Genomic DNA, 13797 nt, shown 5'->3' with positions numbered 1-13797 from the left:
GCCGGGATTTCGGAATCGGCGGACACGTCGGCACCCATGTAGATGCGGGCCAGCCCATTAGCGCGCTACGTATTGCATAGGTATGCAACGGCGATGCCCGACAAGGAAAGGCGAAGCAAATGACCAAGGTTGTGATCGGCAGCGACACCGTCGAGACAAAGGCGGATGTAGCCGAAAACTGGGGCACGTCGGCGCTGATCGAGGATGCGGTGCGCCACGATGAAGGCCGGCTCGCCAAGGACGGTCCGCTCGTCGTCCAGACGGGCAAGCACACGGGCCGTAGCGCCAAGGACAAGTTCATCGTCCAGGACGCCGAGACCGCCGACACCATCTGGTGGGGCAAGACGAACGTCCCGATGACCCCCGATCATTTCGCGGCGCTCAAGGCCGATTTCCTCGCGCACCTCGCCGAGCGTCCGCGCCTCTATCGCCAGCAGCTGTTCGGCGGCTCGCAGGCGGAACATCGCGTCGGCGTGCAGGTCATCACCGAATTCGCCTGGCACAGCCAGTTCATTCGCACCCTGCTCTGCCGCCCGACGGCCGGGGAGCTGGCGAGCTTCGCGGCCGAATATACGATCATCGACCTGCCGAGCTTCCGCGCCGACCCGGCGAAGCATGGCACGCGCAGCGAAACGGTGATCGCGGTCAATTTCACCGAAAAGCTGATCCTGATCGGCGGCACGCAATATGCCGGCGAGATGAAGAAGTCGGTGTTCGGCATCCTAAACTATCTGCTCCCCGTAAAGGGTGTCATGCCGATGCACTGCTCGGCGAACATCGGGCCCAAGGGCGACACCGCCGTCTTCTTCGGCCTTTCGGGCACCGGCAAGACCACGCTGTCGGCCGACGCTTCGCGCACGCTGATCGGCGACGATGAGCATGGCTGGTCGGACACCGCCGTCTTCAACTTCGAGGGCGGCTGCTACGCCAAGATGATCCGCCTCTCGCCCGAGGCCGAGCCCGAGATTTTCGCGACGACCAAGCGTTTCGGCACGATACTCGAAAATGTCGTGATGGATCCCGCGACGCGCGAACTCGACTTCGACGACGCGAGCCTCGCCGAGAACAGCCGCGGCAGCTATCCGATCGACTTCATCCCGAACACGTCGGAACAGAATATGGGCCCGGTGCCGCAGACGGTAATCATGCTCACCGCCGATGCCTATGGCGTGTTGCCGCCGATCGCGAAGCTCACCCCCGACCAGGCGATGTATCATTTCCTCTCGGGCTATACCGCGCGCGTCGCGGGGACCGAGATCGGCGTGACGGAGCCCGAGGCGACCTTCTCGACCTGCTTCGGCGCGCCCTTCATGCCGCGCCATCCGTCAGTCTATGGCAATTTGCTCAAGGAGCGTATCGCCAAGGGCGGGGTTCAGTGCTGGCTCGTCAACACGGGCTGGACCGGCGGCATGGCGACGATGGACGGCATCAAACGCATGCCGATCAAGGCGACGCGCGCGCTGCTCAACGCCGCGCTCGACGGCAGCCTCAACGATGCCGAATTCCGCAAGGACCCCAATTTCGGCTTCATGGTCCCCGTCGCGGTTCCCGGCGTCGATACGGCGCTGCTCGATCCGCGCGAAGCCTGGGCCGACAAGGCGGCTTATGACCGCACCGCGCAAACGCTGGTCGGCCAATTCATCGACAATTTCGCGCAATTCGCGGAGCATGTCGACGAAGGCGTCCGCCAGGCCGCGCCGCAGGCGGCGGTCGCGGCATAATGGACCCGGATCTCTTCCGGGTGCTCATTCACCCGGAAGGACCGGAAAATGACTACCGAATATACCCCGCGCCTGTTCGAGCGCGACTCCGAAATCCGCGCGATCGGGGAAGGCTTGCTCGCGTGTGCCCTGCCGCGCGAGGCGTGGACGCACGAGGCGCACCTCGGCGCTTGCCTCTGGTTGCTGACCGAGCGCCGCGACATCGACGTCGATGCCGAGATCGCGGGCGTCATCCGCCGTTTCAACGAAAGCGTCGGCGGGGTGAACGACGACACACAGGGTTATCACGACAGCATTACGCGTGCCTATGTCGCGGGCGTTCGCCTGTTTCTCGCACAAACAGCGGAAACGGACTTGGCCGAGCGGGTCAACGCGCTGCTGCTGTCCGATATGGGGCGCCGCGACTGGCCGCTGCGCTTCTACACCCGCGAACGACTGTTTTCCGTGGAAGCGCGGCGGCAGTTCGTCGAGCCGGATCTCGGACCCTTGCCCGGAAGATGGGGGCTGGAAGCCTCTTAAAGCGTCATCCCCGGCGTCCACCCGCTTTCCGCAAGGAAGGCTGCCGGATCCTCCATCTCGATGATCGCCTTGATCGCCGCCTTCTTGTCGGGTGCACGGTCGTAATAGGCCTTGGCGACGCGATAGCCGACCCAATAACCAAGATCGCCCGGCCAGCCGTCGGTGCCCTGCTGGTTGTACAGCCAGCGCGATTCGAGCGCCTTGCCGTCCTTCTCGGCAAGGAAGGCGGTCTCCAGCTCCTTCTCGCGTCCCTTTGCCCATTGGTGGAGCAGCGGATAGGCGACCGACCCGGTCATCCGTTCGGCGACAAATTCCGCTGCCCCCTCGACCAGCGCGGCGCGGAGCACCGTTTCGTCGCGGTCCTCGACCTGCGCGAGCGGCTGCTGCACATGGACATATTCATGCGCGATGACATGGACGAAGCGATCCGTGTCGTCGGCCTCGATGAATTTCGCCATGCACAGCGATTCGAGGCCGATGTAAACCCCCTGCGCGTTGCCGACGCCGGCGCTCGACGCGCGGCCGATGGCGATCGTGATCGGCGGGAATTGGGCCGCCGGATAGAGCTCTGCGAGCCGGTCGGTCGCAGAGACCAGCCGCGGGCGGACATCGTCGAGCTTGCCGGCGCAATCGCGCGCGCCTTGGAACACGCCGGGCTTTTCGCGCAGCGCCTTCGCGAGCCGTTCGGGGGTGATCCGGCGCAGCGCCATGAACTCGGCGAGCCCGGGCGACGGGGTGGCAAGATAGCGCGCCGCCAGAACGTCGGGGTCGGCGGCGAGCGCCGGGTCGTCATAGAGCCGAAAGAAGCGGTCGACGTCGGCCGTGGTGATTGCGACGTGCGACGTGTCCGCGCTGTCGGCAGCAGCGGCCGGCGTGCTGGCGAGGATCAACGCGCCGAGCCACGCGTGCATGTTGGCGCGCCGCATCAGCCCTTCGCCCCCTTCACATATTCATCGACATTCTGCGCGAGCACGTCGAGCGGGACGTTGCCGCCCTTGACCACCACATCATCGAAGTCGCGCAGGTCGTATTTCGGCCCCAACGCTTTTTGCGCGAGCCCGCGCTGCCGTACGATCTCGCTGTGCCCGACCTTGTATCCGCACGCCTGGCCCGCCCAGCTGCAATAGCGGTCGACCTCGCTCGCGACCTCGAGCGGGTTCGAGCCGTTTTCCTTGACGAAAAAGTCGACCCCCTGCTCGCGCGTCCAGCGCTTGGCGTGGATGCCGGTATCGACGACGAGGCGGCACGCGCGAAAGGCGAGCGACTGGAGATAGCCGAGCCGCCCGACCTCGAAATCGTCGTAGAGGCCAAGCTCGTCGGCGAGCTGCTCGGCATAGAGCGCCCAGCCTTCGCTATAGGCGTTGAACGCCAGCATGGTGCGGATGAGCGGCATCGAATGCGCATATTCGCCCTGCCAGGCGTGGCCCGGGATCGCCTCGTGCATCGTCAGATCGGGCAGCGAATATTTGCTGTGCAATTCGGTGGTGCGCAGGTTGATCCAGAAGCGTCCCGGGATGCTGCCGTCGATCGACCCCGCGCCGCCATAGGCCGCGGGCGCGCCGGGTTCCTCGGCCAGCGGCAGCCGCTTCACCTCGACATTGCCCTTGACCAGCGTGCGGAAGGCGCGCGGCAGCTCGGCGCGGATCTTGCCGAGCCAGGTCTGGATATAGGCGGTGATCTCGGCACGCCCCTGATCATTGTCGGGGAATTTATATTTGGGATCCTGGGCGAGCGCGTTCATGCGGTCGCCGACGCTGCCCTGCGTGTAGCCGAGTTTCTTGAGGATCGGGTCCATCCGGCCGTGGAGTTCGGCGAGTTCTTCGCGGCCCATCGCGTGGATTTCGTCGGGGGTCATGCGCGTCGTCGTCGAGGCGCGCAGGCCCCACGCATACCATTCGTCGCCGCCGGGCCGCGCCCACATGCCGGCATCCATCGTCGCTTTCGGCCGCTGCGCTTTCAGTTCGGCGAGCTGCCGTTCGAGCGCCGCGGCGACCGGACCCTGCACGATCTTCGCCGAGCGCGCGTTCCAGTCGCCGGCGATCTTCGCGTCGCCGGTGCGGCGGACGAGGCTTTCGACCATCGACCCGCCCGCCTTCGCGTCGGCGACCGTCGCCTCCATCTGCTTCACCGCCTTGTCGATCAGGAAGGCGGGGGCGACCAGCCCCTGTCCGCCGGCCGCTTTCAGCCGCTCGGTTTCGCCGTCGAGCACGCCGGGAAAGGCATTGAGGCGCGCGAGATAGGCTTCGGCATCGGCCGAGCTTTTCACCGGATGATCGCTGTCGAGGAATTTCGGAATGTCGAGATAGGCGCCGACATTCTGGATCACGACATAGGGCGTGTTGCGCCACCCGCCGACCGCGACGTCGCCATAGGGGAGGGCGAAGCCCGCGAGCGCGACGTCATAGGCGCTTTCGACCACCGCCAGGCTGGTGCGCGTCGCATGGTCGAGCCCGCCCTTGTCGAAGGCGCGGACGCGCGCGACATCGGCCTTCAGCGTGTCGGCGAGCGCCTGCACGCCCGCCGCCGAACGGTCGCCGAGCTGTCCGCGCATCGCCGCGCGCGCGCCGGTGTCGATGCCGAGCGACGTCGCGCCCTCGGGCGATTTCGCGAGCAGATTGTCGGCGACCGAGTCGAGCAGTTGCTGCGCATCGCTCCCGGGCGCGTTCTGCAGCGCCGCGGCGGGACCGGCGATGGCGAGCCCGGCGGAGCCCGCACCGAGCGCGGCTAGCGTGTGGCGGCGGCTGACGGGGGTGGAAAGCGGATGTTGCACTGGCGGCTCCCTGCGACTTGTTTCTGTTGAAACCTGTCTAGGCGGGCGGGCGCGCCGGTCAACGAAAAGGGGCCGGGAAAGCCTCTGCCTTCCCGACCCCCGTCGAAAATTATCGGCCGTCTATCAGTCGGTAAGGTCTGCGGGCACCTTGCCGCCGTTCGCGGCGAGTTCGCGCATCACCGCCTTGTGCAGCCAGATGTTCATTTCGGCGCTGCCGTCGAGATCGCCGGTATAGCCGAGTTCCTGCGCGAGCTCCTTGCGGTTGGCGAGGCTCGAATCGATGCCGAGCAGCTTCATCAGGTCGACGATCGACGTGCGCCAGTTGAGGTCCTGCCCGGCCTTCGCCGCCTCGGCGGTAAGGATCGCATCGACGTCGACCGGCGCCGCCGCGGCGGCCGCCATGGCCTGTGTCGCGGCGTCGAGCGCGGTGCCGACGGGGCTGGGCGCGGCCGGGGCGGCGGGTTCCGCGGCGACAGCCTTCTTGCCGAAAATGGCGTCCTTGATCTTGCCGAAAATGCTCATTGTGTAGCTCCCACTAGAGACCACGGCGCTTCACCGAGAGGCGAGTCGCACGGTCGCAGGCTAGGACTATGCAGTTGAGAATGACAGCCAAATGACGACTCCTCCTTATCCCGGCCGCTGCTATACTGACGGACATCGGCGCGGTCCGATCGGCGCCGCAGCGGGAGTATGATCCATGAATCTGACCGACATTTTGGCGCAGGCCGGCGGCATCGAATCGATGGCGAAGGAGCTGGGCATCCCGCCTGCGACGGCGAAACAGGGCGCCGACGCGCTGCTTCCCGCGATTCTCGGCGGTTTCAAGAAACAGGCACAAGGCGGCGGCGGAGTCGAAGGGCTGGGCGGGCTGCTCGGCCAGCTCGGCGGCGGCGGGTTGCTCGACTCGGTGCTCGGGTCGCAGCCGACGCCGGTGAGCCAGGGCAACGACGTGCTCGGCCAGATTTTCGGGTCGAAGGATGTCAGCCGCACGGTCGCCGGACAGGCGGCGGCGCAGACCGGGATCGACTCGGGATTGCTCAAGCAGATGCTGCCGATGCTGGCGATGATGGTCGCGGGCTATATGGCGAAGCAGGGCGGCCAAGGGAGTGCGGGCAGTGCGAGCGGCGGCCTCGGCGGCATGCTCGGCAATGTCCTCGGCGGCGCGATGGGCGGCGGCGCGGCCCCGTCCGCCGGCGGTTTCGGCGGCGGCTTGGGCGGTCTGGGCAAGATGCTCGACATGGACGGCGACGGCAATCCGCTCGACGACATCATGGGCATGGTGAACAAGATGCGGGGGTAAGCCACGTCCCCTCCCGCAAGCGGGAGGGGCGAGCTCATGCTGCCATCAGGCGCAATTCCTCGCGGAAATCCTCGTCCACCCCGATGCGGCTTCGCATCGGGGTGACGCCGCCATCGGCATCGGCGTCGCCTTCTTCGAACAGCGCGCAGGCCGCTTCGCCGCCGCGCGCCAGGCTGTAACGCTGCGCGACCTTGCCGGTGGGGCGAAAGCCCAGCTTGCGCAGCACGGCCCCCGACGCGGGATTGTCGAGGAAGTGGCCCGCCGACAGCTTCGGCAGGTTCATCGCGCGCGCGATGTGGAGCAGCTGGCGGCCGGCCTCGGTCGCGAAGCCGAGACCCCAATAGGGCCGCGCGATCCAGTAACCCATTTCGAGTTCGCCTTCCGGGCCCGGCGAAATGCCGCAGCCGCCGACGAGGCGCGGTGCGCCGCCGGTACGGGCGAAGATCAGGAAACGCGGCTGATCGGGATCGATCGGCTTCGACAGAAATTCCTGCGCCTGCGCCTCGCCATAGGGCCAGGGCGCGGTCGCGAGATTGCGGACCACCACCTCTTCGCCGATCGCACGGGCGAGCGCGGGGGCGTCTTCGAGCCAGCCGGGCCGCAGCAACAGTCTTTCGGTACGCGCGAACATCTTTTCAAACTCCCAATGCCTGTCGCCTTGGCGCCAGATGGTGACGCTTTGACGACATTCGATATGGAGGGAGATGGAAGGCCCAGTTTTCGCGCCCGGCCGTCTCAAGCGACGGATTTCGGACAAGAAAAAAGGGAGTCCGGGGTGACCCGTCTCCCTCTTTTCGAACCTTGTTTCCGCGTGAGGCGGAAAGGACAGCTCCGGGTCATCCCTGGTGGACGACCCGTCAGCGATCGTCCTTATTCGGCGGCTTCGGCCATCATGTCGACCGATACATATTTGCGGCCGAGCTTGCCGTCGTGGAATCGGACATGGCCGTCCGCGGTGGCGAACAGCGTGTGGTCCTTGCCCATGCCGACGTTGGCGCCCGGGTACACCTTGGTGCCGCGCTGGCGCACGATAATGTTGCCGCCGATCACTTCCTGACCGCCGAACTTCTTCACGCCAAGGCGGCGGCCGGCTGAGTCGCGACCGTTGCGCGAAGAACCGCCTGCTTTCTTATGTGCCATGACTGATGCTCCTTAATTCGTTTTCGAAGGGCCGAGCCGCGTTGCCGCGCTCAGGCTTCCTTCTTGGGGGCTGCCTTCTTGGCAGCGGGCTTCTTGGCGGGTGCGGCCTTTTCGGCAGCGGCTTCGGTCTTCGGGGCAGCGGCCTTCTTGGGCGCGGCTTCCTTCGCCGGTGCAGCTTCCTTGGCGGGCGCAGCCTTGGCTTCGGCAGTCGGAGCGGCCTCTGCCTTCGGAGCGGCTTCCTTCTTCGGCGCGGCCTTCTTGGCATCGCCGACGGCGAGGATGCGCAGCAGCGTCAGCGACTGGCGGTGGCCGTTGCGACGACGGTAATTGTGCCGGCGGCGCTTCTTGAAGACGATGACCTTTTCGCCGCGCGTCTGGGCGATGATCTCGGCCGAAACGACGAGGCCGTCGGCGCTCTTCACGTCGCCGCCGTCACCGGCCAGCAGGATGTCGCCCAGCGACACGGTGTCGCCGGCTTCGCCGTCGATCTTTTCAACGGCGATCTTGTCTCCAGCGGCGACGCGATACTGCTTGCCGCCCGTGCGCACGATTGCGAACATGGTCTTCCATCCAATCAGAAACTAGAACACCCGCGCTGCCAGTCACCCGCCAGAGCAGGCGATTTTCCGGCATGCGGGAAAGTCAGCGCCACTAGCGAGCCAAGTCGTCGCTGTCAACCGCCAAATCCCGTGCTTTTCATCCAAATGCGCGGGGCCGCACCGATTATCGCGCGTGCCACCGATTCGGTGCTTGCTGCGCCGTCGGCGCGCCCATATCAGGGGCGGCGATGAAGCGCGCCTTTCTTTTTGCCCCGCTGTTCCTGTCGCTACCCGCCTGTGCCGGTACGCAGGCCAACGATGGGCCCTCGCTTGCGAAGCGTGCGGTTGAGGGGCGATTCGATGTCGCGCCGCCCGCGATCGTCGTTGCGCCGCCAGGACCGCTGCCTACCGACCTTGCTGGACGGCTCCAGCGGTGGGAAGCGGATGGGGCCGCGGGCCAGCAGGCGTTCGCTGCCGAACGGGCTGCGACGGCGGCGGCGGTTTCGGCCGCTGCGGGGGCGTCCGTCGCAAGCGAACGCTGGGTCGTCGGGCAGCAGGCGATCTCGCGCCTCATCGCGGCGCGCGCGCCGTTGACGGTGGCGCTCGCCGACATCGACCGCCTCTACCTCGACCGCAGCGTCGAGGAGCAGGTCGACGGCCTGCCCGAAATCTATGCGCTGCGCGAGCGTCTCGCCGACCTCGTGTCGACGCAGGATGCGGTGATCGACTCGCTGAATAGCCAGTTGCCGGGGGGGTAGTCCGGTCCTCCCCATGGCTTCGCCACAGGGAGGGTCAATTCGATGCTACTGATTCAGCCCATGCTTCTTCAGCGCGTGGCGGATCTGGTCGTAACTCAGCCCCAGCGCCTCGGCCGCGACCTTCTGGTTAAAGCGGCAGCGCGCCATCGTATCGGCGAGGATCGCCTTTTCATAGCCATCGACCGCAGCGCGCAGGTCGCTGACCGGCCCCGGCCCCAGCGACGACGCGGCGGGGGCGGACGCGGCGCCGTTGGTCGCGGCGGCTTTCGCGGGTTCAGCCTTTACGCCCCGCACCGCGGGCTGCCACGGACTGGCAAAGGGGTCGAAGCTCAGCGCGTCGACCGGTTTCGACGGGTCGGCCCAGCGATAGATGGCGCGCTCGATGACGTTCCTCAGCTCGCGGACATTTCCCGGCCAGTCGTGTCCCTCCATCGCCGCGAGCGCGCGCGGGCCGAAGCCGGGCCATTCGTCCCAGCCGATCACCGCCGCCATCCGCTGCCCGAAATAGGTGGCGAGCACCTCGATATCGCCTTCGCGCGCGCGCAAGGGGGGCAGGGTGATGACCTCGAACGACAGGCGGTCGAGCAGGTCGGCCCGGAAGCGATTGTCGTCGACCAGCGCGGGCAGATGCTCGTTCGTCGCGGCGACGATGCGCACATCGACGCGGATCGGGCGCGAGGCGCCGACGCGTGTGACTTCGCCATATTCGACCGCGCGGAGCAGGCGCTCCTGCGCGCCCATCGACATCGTCGCGAGCTCGTCGAGGAACAGCGTGCCGCCGTCGGCTTCCTCGAACCGGCCGGCGCGGCTGCGCGTCGCGCCCGTGAAGGCGCCGGCTTCGTGCCCGAACAGCTCGCTTTCGATCAGCGTCTCGGGCATCGCGGCGCAGTTCATGATCACATAAGGACGATCCCAGCGCGTCGACAGGCGGTGGAGGCGCTCGGCGATCAGTTCCTTGCCCGTCCCGCGCTCGCCGATCACGAGCACCGGGCGGTCGAGCGACGCCGCGAGGCTCGCGCGTTCGACCGCATCCTGGAAGGCCGCCGACTGGCCGATGAATTGCGTTTCGCGCTCCACTCCCAATCATTGGCAAATTTTCCCGTTCATTGGCAAGGCAAATCGGGCGGGACGGCGAATTGCGCGTCAAGTTTCCCGCTTTTCTGACGTTTTCAGCAATTGGCACGGCTCCTGCAAAGATATTAGCGAACCGGCGCAACGCGCTCCGGTGCAGCAAACAGGAAGGTTGAATCGATGAAAACGAAGATTGCCCAGGCCGCTACTTTCGCGTTCAGCGCGGTGGGTGCGCTGGCCGTCCTCGTCGGTGCGATCGACTATCCTGCCACTGCCGCCAACGCCGCCGGCCTTCCGGTTGTCGGCCTGGTCGGTGCTGCTTCGACCCCGGCGGTCAGCCCGATGGCCTGACCGGCACTGGTGCCGGGGCACTCTCCCCCCTTGCCCCGCCCCGGCACCAGCCTTTTTAAAAAACAGACAATGGTCTCAAGTTTTCGACAGGAGTTTCAAATGGGTATTTTCTCACGAACCCGCGACATCATCGCCGCCAACGTCACCGACCTGCTCGACCGGGCCGAGGATCCGGAAAAGATGATCCGCCAGATCATCTTCGAGATGAACGAAACGCTCGTCGAAGTCCGCGCCTCCGCCGCCCGCACCATCGCGGACCAGAAGGAGATGCGCCGCCACATCGCCAAGCTCGAAAGCCTGCAGGACAGCTGGAAGGAAAAGGCCGAACTCGCGCTGTCGAAAGACCGCGAAGACCTCGCCACCGCCGCGCTCGTCGAAAAGCAGAAGGCCGGCGACATGGCGGAGCGCCTCAAGGCCGAGATCGCCGTCCTCGACGACGCGCTGACCGGCTATGAAGCCGATATCGCCAAGTTGCAGAAGAAGCTCAGCGAAGCCCGCGCGCGCCAGTCGAGCGTCGTCAACCGCCTCGAAAGCGCGGAGAACCGCTACAAGCTGCGCGAGATGACCAACGGCGACCGGGTCGAAGATGCCTTCTCGCGCTTCGAAATCCTCGAACGCCGCGTCGACGAAGCCGAAGGCCGCGCCGATGCGCTGGGTCTCGGCTACAAGAAGTCGCTCGACGAAGAGATCGCCGAGCTGCAGGCCGCCGACAAGGTCGCCGACGAACTCGCCGCACTGAAGGCGGCCCAGGCCAGCAAGCAATAAGGAGCCGGACCGATGGAAGAAGTCATCATCGTCCCGATCGTCATCGGAACGCTCTTCCTCGGTCTGCCCTGGCTGATCCTCCACTACATCACCAAGTGGAAACAGGCCAAGACGCTGACCGGAGAAGATGAACAGCTGCTCGACGAACTTTACGATACCGCGCGGCGGCTCGAAAACCGCCTGCACACCGTCGAACGCATCATCAGCGCCGATCATCCCGACTTCCGCCCCGCGGTACGCAGCGATGAAGAACTGGCGCAGCTCGAAAACATGACAAACCGGAGGAACTGAGATGTCTGCCAGCCGCACCAAATTCTACCTCGACAAGCAGAACGCCAAATGGAGCGGCGTGTGCGCAGGGATAGCGGATTATAGCGGGATCGACGTCCTCTGGGTTCGCGTCGGCGCGGTCCTCCTGACCCTGATGGGCGGTTTCCCCTGGACGCTGATCGCATACTGGATGGTCGCCTGGATGGGCACGCCCAAGCCGTTCGCGCTCTATGGCTCGACCGAGGAAGCGAAATTCTGGCAGGGTGTGCGGAGCAACCCGACCGCATCGACCCGCGACATCAAGTCGCGCTTCCGCGACATCGACCGTCGGCTCGCCGACATCGAACTTTACTACACCAGCCACAACCGCCGGCTCGCCGACGAGATTGAAAGCCTGCGCTGAGCAGCGGTTGAGAAGCAACAGGGAGACGTTTCATGAATTTCGGTGGCACCACTTTCGTCCTCGCCATCATCGCCCTGTCGATCGGCGGCTGGATGTTCACCACCTGGATCCGCGCCAAGCACGGCTATCCCGTTGAGAATGAATGGGGCGGCACGGTTCATCGAACCGACCCCGACGCTGATCGAAAAATCGCCCTGCTGACCGATGACAACGCCAAGCTGGCGGGGCAGGTCAGCCGATTGGAAGAGCGGATCTCGGTGCTCGAACGCATCGCGACCGAAGAGGGCGGGAAGGCGGCGCAGCTCGCCGACCAGATCGACCGCCTGCGCTGAGAGGAAGAAGACGATGAATCTCGATGTGCTGAACGCCGTTGCCCCCGTCGCCGCGATCGTCGGCCTGGCCGGGGTCGGTGGCTGGGTTTTCACCACCTGGCTCCGCGTCAAGAACGGCTATCCGCTCGAAAACAGCTGGGGCAAGGCGGTCTATCCCAAGACCAGCGACGAGGCGATGGAACGCGTCAAGCTGATCAGCCAGGAAAATGCCCAGCTGCGCGCCGAGCTCGGCTCGGTGAAGGATCGCCTCGCGGTGATCGAGCGCATCGTCACCGACGAGGGCCACCGGCTGAGCCACGAAATCGAGGCGCTGCGGCGCCCGGCGAACTGAGGAGAGCAACCATGGAAGCCATCGTCATCCTCCTGATCGTCGTCGGACTGCCCGTGACGCTCGGTATCGGCTACGCCGCCTATGAGCGCCACCTGAAGTTCAAGGAACGGCAGTTCAAGGCGATCACCAACGAGACGGCGGAAAAAGCGGCCCAATATGCGGCGCACACCGAACGGCTCGAGGCCCGCGTCCGCGTGCTCGAGCGCATCGTTACCGACAAGGGAATTGATGTCGCCGACGAGATCGAAAAGCTGCGCGACGCTCCGCTCAACTGACGCAACGATAAGAGAAACAGGAAAGGAACCTCCCCATGGGCCCGTTTGAAATGGTCATCGGCATCGTCCTCATCGTGACGGTCGGCAGCATCATCCGCGCCAAGCACGGCATCCGCCGCGACCGCCACGGTCATGATTATGTCGCCGGCAACGACGGCGAGACCAAGGCGCTGCAGGCCGAGATCCGCGCACTCAAGGACCGCATCCAGGTGCTCGAACGCATCGCCACCGACAATAATCGCGCCGTCACGCTCGACCAGGAAATCGAGAAGCTGCGCGACAGCAGCAAGATCTGAACGCCGGAAAAGGAGCAACGCTCATGGCTTTCATCACTCCCGACTTCACCGCCGCGGCGGTCGCGCTCACCGCGCTGAGCATCGTCAGCCTCGTCGCGCTGCGCGGCTGGCGCGACTGGATCCAGCTCAAGCGTGAGGAGCTGGCCGCGGGGCACGCCCCGGCGCCGCAGGACCATGGCGTCCCGAACGCCGGGTCGCGGATCGAGATCGCCGACCTCAAGGAACGGCTGCGCAAATTGGAAGCGATCGCGGCGGGGGTCGACCTCTAATCCAGCCAGAACCGCGCGGCACCGGCCCGCTCCCCTGTCAGTCGCCTTCCGTCCGGCGGCTGACAGGGGAGCGGGCCGATGTCGTTTCAGGGCCTTCCAACTTTCGGCCAAACATGCGAGGGGCGCCGCCATGCGCAGCCTCGACGACATCTTCGAAGAATATGATTTTCTCGACGGCGACGATCGCTATCGCCTGCTGATCGAGCTCGGCCGCGAACTGGAGCCGATGCCCGATGCGCTCAAGACCGACGCGACGCTGGTGCGCGGTTGTTCGGCGAGCGTCTGGGTCTATCCGGTGCCGCAGGACGATGGCCGGCTCCATTTCCTTGCCGACAGCAATGCCGCGATCACCAAGGGCATCGTCGCGCTCGTCCTCGCCGCAGTGCAGGACAAGCCCGCCGCCGAGGTTGCGGCGATGGACGTCGCTGCGGCGCTCGCGCCCTTCGACCTCACGCGCCAGCTATCGTCGAACCGCACGCAGGGCGTGCCGAATATGATCGCACTCGTCCAGGAAACCGCCCGCCGCATCGCCGCGGGCTGATGCGCCGCTCTCGCCGGCGACGGCTTTGGGGTGGGGAGCCGTCGGTGAGGTCATGAAATGATTTCCCCTCCCGCAAGCGGGAGGAGAGAAGGACGTCCGCAATTGGTCGCCATCCAACAAAAAAGGGCGCGGGAGTTGCCTCCCGC

At 65.8% G+C, this 13797-nt stretch carries 21 protein-coding genes; 14 read left to right on the top strand and 7 right to left on the bottom strand.

Annotation, left to right across the window (positions count from 1 at the left end):
* Positions 1 to 119 precede the first annotated feature (119 nt).
* Both VSX79_RS15605 and VSX79_RS15600 read left to right on the top strand, forming a co-directional pair.
* Positions 120 to 1721 (top strand): phosphoenolpyruvate carboxykinase, encoded by a 1602-nt coding sequence (locus VSX79_RS15605; protein WP_326913804.1) that lies wholly within the window; start codon positions 120 to 122, stop codon positions 1719 to 1721.
* A 48-nt stretch (positions 1722 to 1769) separates the two neighbouring features.
* Positions 1770 to 2240 carry a hypothetical protein gene (locus tag VSX79_RS15600; protein WP_326913803.1) on the top strand — a complete coding sequence of 157 codons (471 nt, stop codon included), beginning with the start codon at positions 1770 to 1772 and terminating at the stop codon, positions 2238 to 2240.
* Here the strand turns inward: VSX79_RS15600 and VSX79_RS15595 are convergent.
* The 3 genes from VSX79_RS15595 to VSX79_RS15585 form a co-directional block, all read right to left on the bottom strand.
* Entirely contained in the window at positions 2237 to 3166 is a 930-nt protein-coding gene (locus VSX79_RS15595) for a DUF2268 domain-containing putative Zn-dependent protease (RefSeq protein ID WP_326913802.1), read from the bottom strand. The genes VSX79_RS15600 and VSX79_RS15595 overlap by 4 nt on opposite strands.
* Positions 3166 to 5010 (bottom strand): DUF885 domain-containing protein, encoded by a 1845-nt coding sequence (locus VSX79_RS15590; RefSeq protein WP_326913801.1) that lies wholly within the window; start codon positions 5008 to 5010, stop codon positions 3166 to 3168. Before VSX79_RS15590 ends, VSX79_RS15595 begins: the two co-directional genes overlap by 1 nt.
* 123 nt (positions 5011 to 5133) lie before the next feature.
* Positions 5134 to 5532, bottom strand: coding sequence for a DUF3597 domain-containing protein (locus VSX79_RS15585; protein WP_179493823.1), 399 nt, complete (start codon positions 5530 to 5532; stop codon positions 5134 to 5136).
* Positions 5533 to 5707: 175 nt separating this feature from the next.
* Between VSX79_RS15585 and VSX79_RS15580 the strand changes: the two genes are divergently transcribed.
* Complete coding sequence (locus VSX79_RS15580; protein ID WP_326913800.1) at positions 5708 to 6310, top strand: DUF937 domain-containing protein; 603 nt, start codon at positions 5708 to 5710, stop codon at positions 6308 to 6310.
* A gap of 34 nt (positions 6311 to 6344) precedes the next feature.
* Here VSX79_RS15580 and VSX79_RS15575 read toward each other — a convergent pair whose 3' ends face one another.
* The 3 genes from VSX79_RS15575 to rplU all read right to left on the bottom strand — a co-directional run bounded on the left by VSX79_RS15575 (position 6345) and on the right by rplU (position 8010).
* Complete coding sequence (locus VSX79_RS15575; RefSeq protein WP_326913799.1) at positions 6345 to 6941, bottom strand: GNAT family N-acetyltransferase; 597 nt, start codon at positions 6939 to 6941, stop codon at positions 6345 to 6347.
* Positions 6942 to 7180: 239 nt separating this feature from the next.
* Complete coding sequence (rpmA, locus tag VSX79_RS15570) at positions 7181 to 7450, bottom strand: 50S ribosomal protein L27 (RefSeq protein WP_179493830.1); 270 nt, start codon at positions 7448 to 7450, stop codon at positions 7181 to 7183.
* Between the two features lie 50 nt (positions 7451 to 7500).
* On the bottom strand, positions 7501 to 8010 hold the full coding sequence (gene rplU / locus VSX79_RS15565) for a 50S ribosomal protein L21 (protein ID WP_326913798.1): 510 nt from the start codon (positions 8008 to 8010) through the stop codon (positions 7501 to 7503).
* Between the two features lie 227 nt (positions 8011 to 8237).
* Between rplU and VSX79_RS15560 the strand changes: the two genes are divergently transcribed.
* Positions 8238 to 8747: a hypothetical protein gene (locus tag VSX79_RS15560; protein ID WP_326913797.1), complete on the top strand. Its 510-nt coding sequence runs from the start codon at positions 8238 to 8240 to the stop codon at positions 8745 to 8747.
* Between the two features lie 45 nt (positions 8748 to 8792).
* On the opposite strand, the gene pspF is transcribed toward VSX79_RS15560, so the two are convergent.
* Positions 8793 to 9824 (bottom strand): phage shock protein operon transcriptional activator, encoded by a 1032-nt coding sequence (pspF, locus tag VSX79_RS15555; RefSeq protein WP_179493836.1) that lies wholly within the window; start codon positions 9822 to 9824, stop codon positions 8793 to 8795.
* 174 nt (positions 9825 to 9998) lie between these two features.
* Between pspF and VSX79_RS15550 the strand changes: the two genes are divergently transcribed.
* The 10 genes from VSX79_RS15550 to VSX79_RS15505 all read left to right on the top strand — a co-directional run bounded on the left by VSX79_RS15550 (position 9999) and on the right by VSX79_RS15505 (position 13651).
* A complete protein-coding gene (locus VSX79_RS15550) occupies positions 9999 to 10169 on the top strand; it encodes a hypothetical protein (RefSeq protein ID WP_326913796.1) in 171 nt (56 codons plus the stop codon).
* A 99-nt stretch (positions 10170 to 10268) separates the two neighbouring features.
* On the top strand, positions 10269 to 10934 hold the full coding sequence (gene pspA / locus VSX79_RS15545) for a phage shock protein PspA (RefSeq protein WP_179493840.1): 666 nt from the start codon (positions 10269 to 10271) through the stop codon (positions 10932 to 10934).
* Positions 10935 to 10946: 12 nt separating this feature from the next.
* Complete coding sequence (pspB, locus tag VSX79_RS15540; protein WP_037554911.1) at positions 10947 to 11225, top strand: envelope stress response membrane protein PspB; 279 nt, start codon at positions 10947 to 10949, stop codon at positions 11223 to 11225.
* A gap of 1 nt (position 11226) precedes the next feature.
* Entirely contained in the window at positions 11227 to 11607 is a 381-nt protein-coding gene (gene pspC / locus VSX79_RS15535) for an envelope stress response membrane protein PspC (protein ID WP_179493842.1), read from the top strand.
* A gap of 32 nt (positions 11608 to 11639) precedes the next feature.
* Entirely contained in the window at positions 11640 to 11939 is a 300-nt protein-coding gene (locus tag VSX79_RS15530; protein WP_136175941.1) for a hypothetical protein, read from the top strand.
* 13 nt (positions 11940 to 11952) lie between these two features.
* On the top strand, positions 11953 to 12270 hold the full coding sequence (locus tag VSX79_RS15525; RefSeq protein ID WP_179493844.1) for a hypothetical protein: 318 nt from the start codon (positions 11953 to 11955) through the stop codon (positions 12268 to 12270).
* Between the two features lie 11 nt (positions 12271 to 12281).
* Positions 12282 to 12545 (top strand): hypothetical protein, encoded by a 264-nt coding sequence (locus VSX79_RS15520; protein WP_037554916.1) that lies wholly within the window; start codon positions 12282 to 12284, stop codon positions 12543 to 12545.
* Positions 12546 to 12580: 35 nt separating this feature from the next.
* Positions 12581 to 12841 (top strand): hypothetical protein, encoded by a 261-nt coding sequence (locus VSX79_RS15515; RefSeq protein WP_179493846.1) that lies wholly within the window; start codon positions 12581 to 12583, stop codon positions 12839 to 12841.
* Between the two features lie 23 nt (positions 12842 to 12864).
* Complete coding sequence (locus VSX79_RS15510; protein WP_179493848.1) at positions 12865 to 13110, top strand: hypothetical protein; 246 nt, start codon at positions 12865 to 12867, stop codon at positions 13108 to 13110.
* Between the two features lie 130 nt (positions 13111 to 13240).
* The gene (locus VSX79_RS15505; RefSeq protein WP_179493850.1) at positions 13241 to 13651 is read left to right on the top strand and encodes a SufE family protein; all 411 of its coding nucleotides are present in this window, start codon (positions 13241 to 13243) and stop codon (positions 13649 to 13651) included.
* Positions 13652 to 13797 lie beyond the last annotated feature (146 nt).

The organism is Sphingopyxis chilensis (assembly GCF_035930445.1).
Taxonomy (GTDB): domain Bacteria; phylum Pseudomonadota; class Alphaproteobacteria; order Sphingomonadales; family Sphingomonadaceae; genus Sphingopyxis; species Sphingopyxis chilensis.
This window is presented reverse-complemented; position numbering and strand designations above follow the sequence as displayed.

Bases quoted from the DNA above. Each gene is read 5' to 3' on its own strand.
- VSX79_RS15520 (WP_037554916.1), top strand. From the start codon at position 12,282: ATGGAAGCCATCGTCATCCTCCTGATCGTCGTCGGACTGCCCGTGACG.
- VSX79_RS15600 (WP_326913803.1), top strand. From the start codon at position 1,770: ATGACTACCGAATATACCCCGCGCCTGTTCGAGCGCGACTCCGAAATC.
- VSX79_RS15585 (WP_179493823.1), bottom strand. From the start codon at position 5,532: ATGAGCATTTTCGGCAAGATCAAGGACGCCATTTTCGGCAAGAAGGCT.
- VSX79_RS15510 (WP_179493848.1), top strand. From the start codon at position 12,865: ATGGCTTTCATCACTCCCGACTTCACCGCCGCGGCGGTCGCGCTCACC.
- rpmA (WP_179493830.1), bottom strand. From the start codon at position 7,450: ATGGCACATAAGAAAGCAGGCGGTTCTTCGCGCAACGGTCGCGACTCA.
- pspA (WP_179493840.1), top strand. From the start codon at position 10,269: ATGGGTATTTTCTCACGAACCCGCGACATCATCGCCGCCAACGTCACC.
- VSX79_RS15605 (WP_326913804.1), top strand. From the start codon at position 120: ATGACCAAGGTTGTGATCGGCAGCGACACCGTCGAGACAAAGGCGGAT.
- VSX79_RS15580 (WP_326913800.1), top strand. From the start codon at position 5,708: ATGAATCTGACCGACATTTTGGCGCAGGCCGGCGGCATCGAATCGATG.
- VSX79_RS15530 (WP_136175941.1), top strand. From the start codon at position 11,640: ATGAATTTCGGTGGCACCACTTTCGTCCTCGCCATCATCGCCCTGTCG.
- VSX79_RS15575 (WP_326913799.1), bottom strand. From the start codon at position 6,941: ATGTTCGCGCGTACCGAAAGACTGTTGCTGCGGCCCGGCTGGCTCGAA.
- VSX79_RS15550 (WP_326913796.1), top strand. From the start codon at position 9,999: ATGAAAACGAAGATTGCCCAGGCCGCTACTTTCGCGTTCAGCGCGGTG.
- pspC (WP_179493842.1), top strand. From the start codon at position 11,227: ATGTCTGCCAGCCGCACCAAATTCTACCTCGACAAGCAGAACGCCAAA.
- rplU (WP_326913798.1), bottom strand. From the start codon at position 8,010: ATGTTCGCAATCGTGCGCACGGGCGGCAAGCAGTATCGCGTCGCCGCT.
- VSX79_RS15505 (WP_179493850.1), top strand. From the start codon at position 13,241: ATGCGCAGCCTCGACGACATCTTCGAAGAATATGATTTTCTCGACGGC.
- pspB (WP_037554911.1), top strand. From the start codon at position 10,947: ATGGAAGAAGTCATCATCGTCCCGATCGTCATCGGAACGCTCTTCCTC.
- VSX79_RS15595 (WP_326913802.1), bottom strand. From the start codon at position 3,166: ATGCGGCGCGCCAACATGCACGCGTGGCTCGGCGCGTTGATCCTCGCC.
- VSX79_RS15560 (WP_326913797.1), top strand. From the start codon at position 8,238: ATGAAGCGCGCCTTTCTTTTTGCCCCGCTGTTCCTGTCGCTACCCGCC.
- VSX79_RS15515 (WP_179493846.1), top strand. From the start codon at position 12,581: ATGGGCCCGTTTGAAATGGTCATCGGCATCGTCCTCATCGTGACGGTC.
- VSX79_RS15525 (WP_179493844.1), top strand. From the start codon at position 11,953: ATGAATCTCGATGTGCTGAACGCCGTTGCCCCCGTCGCCGCGATCGTC.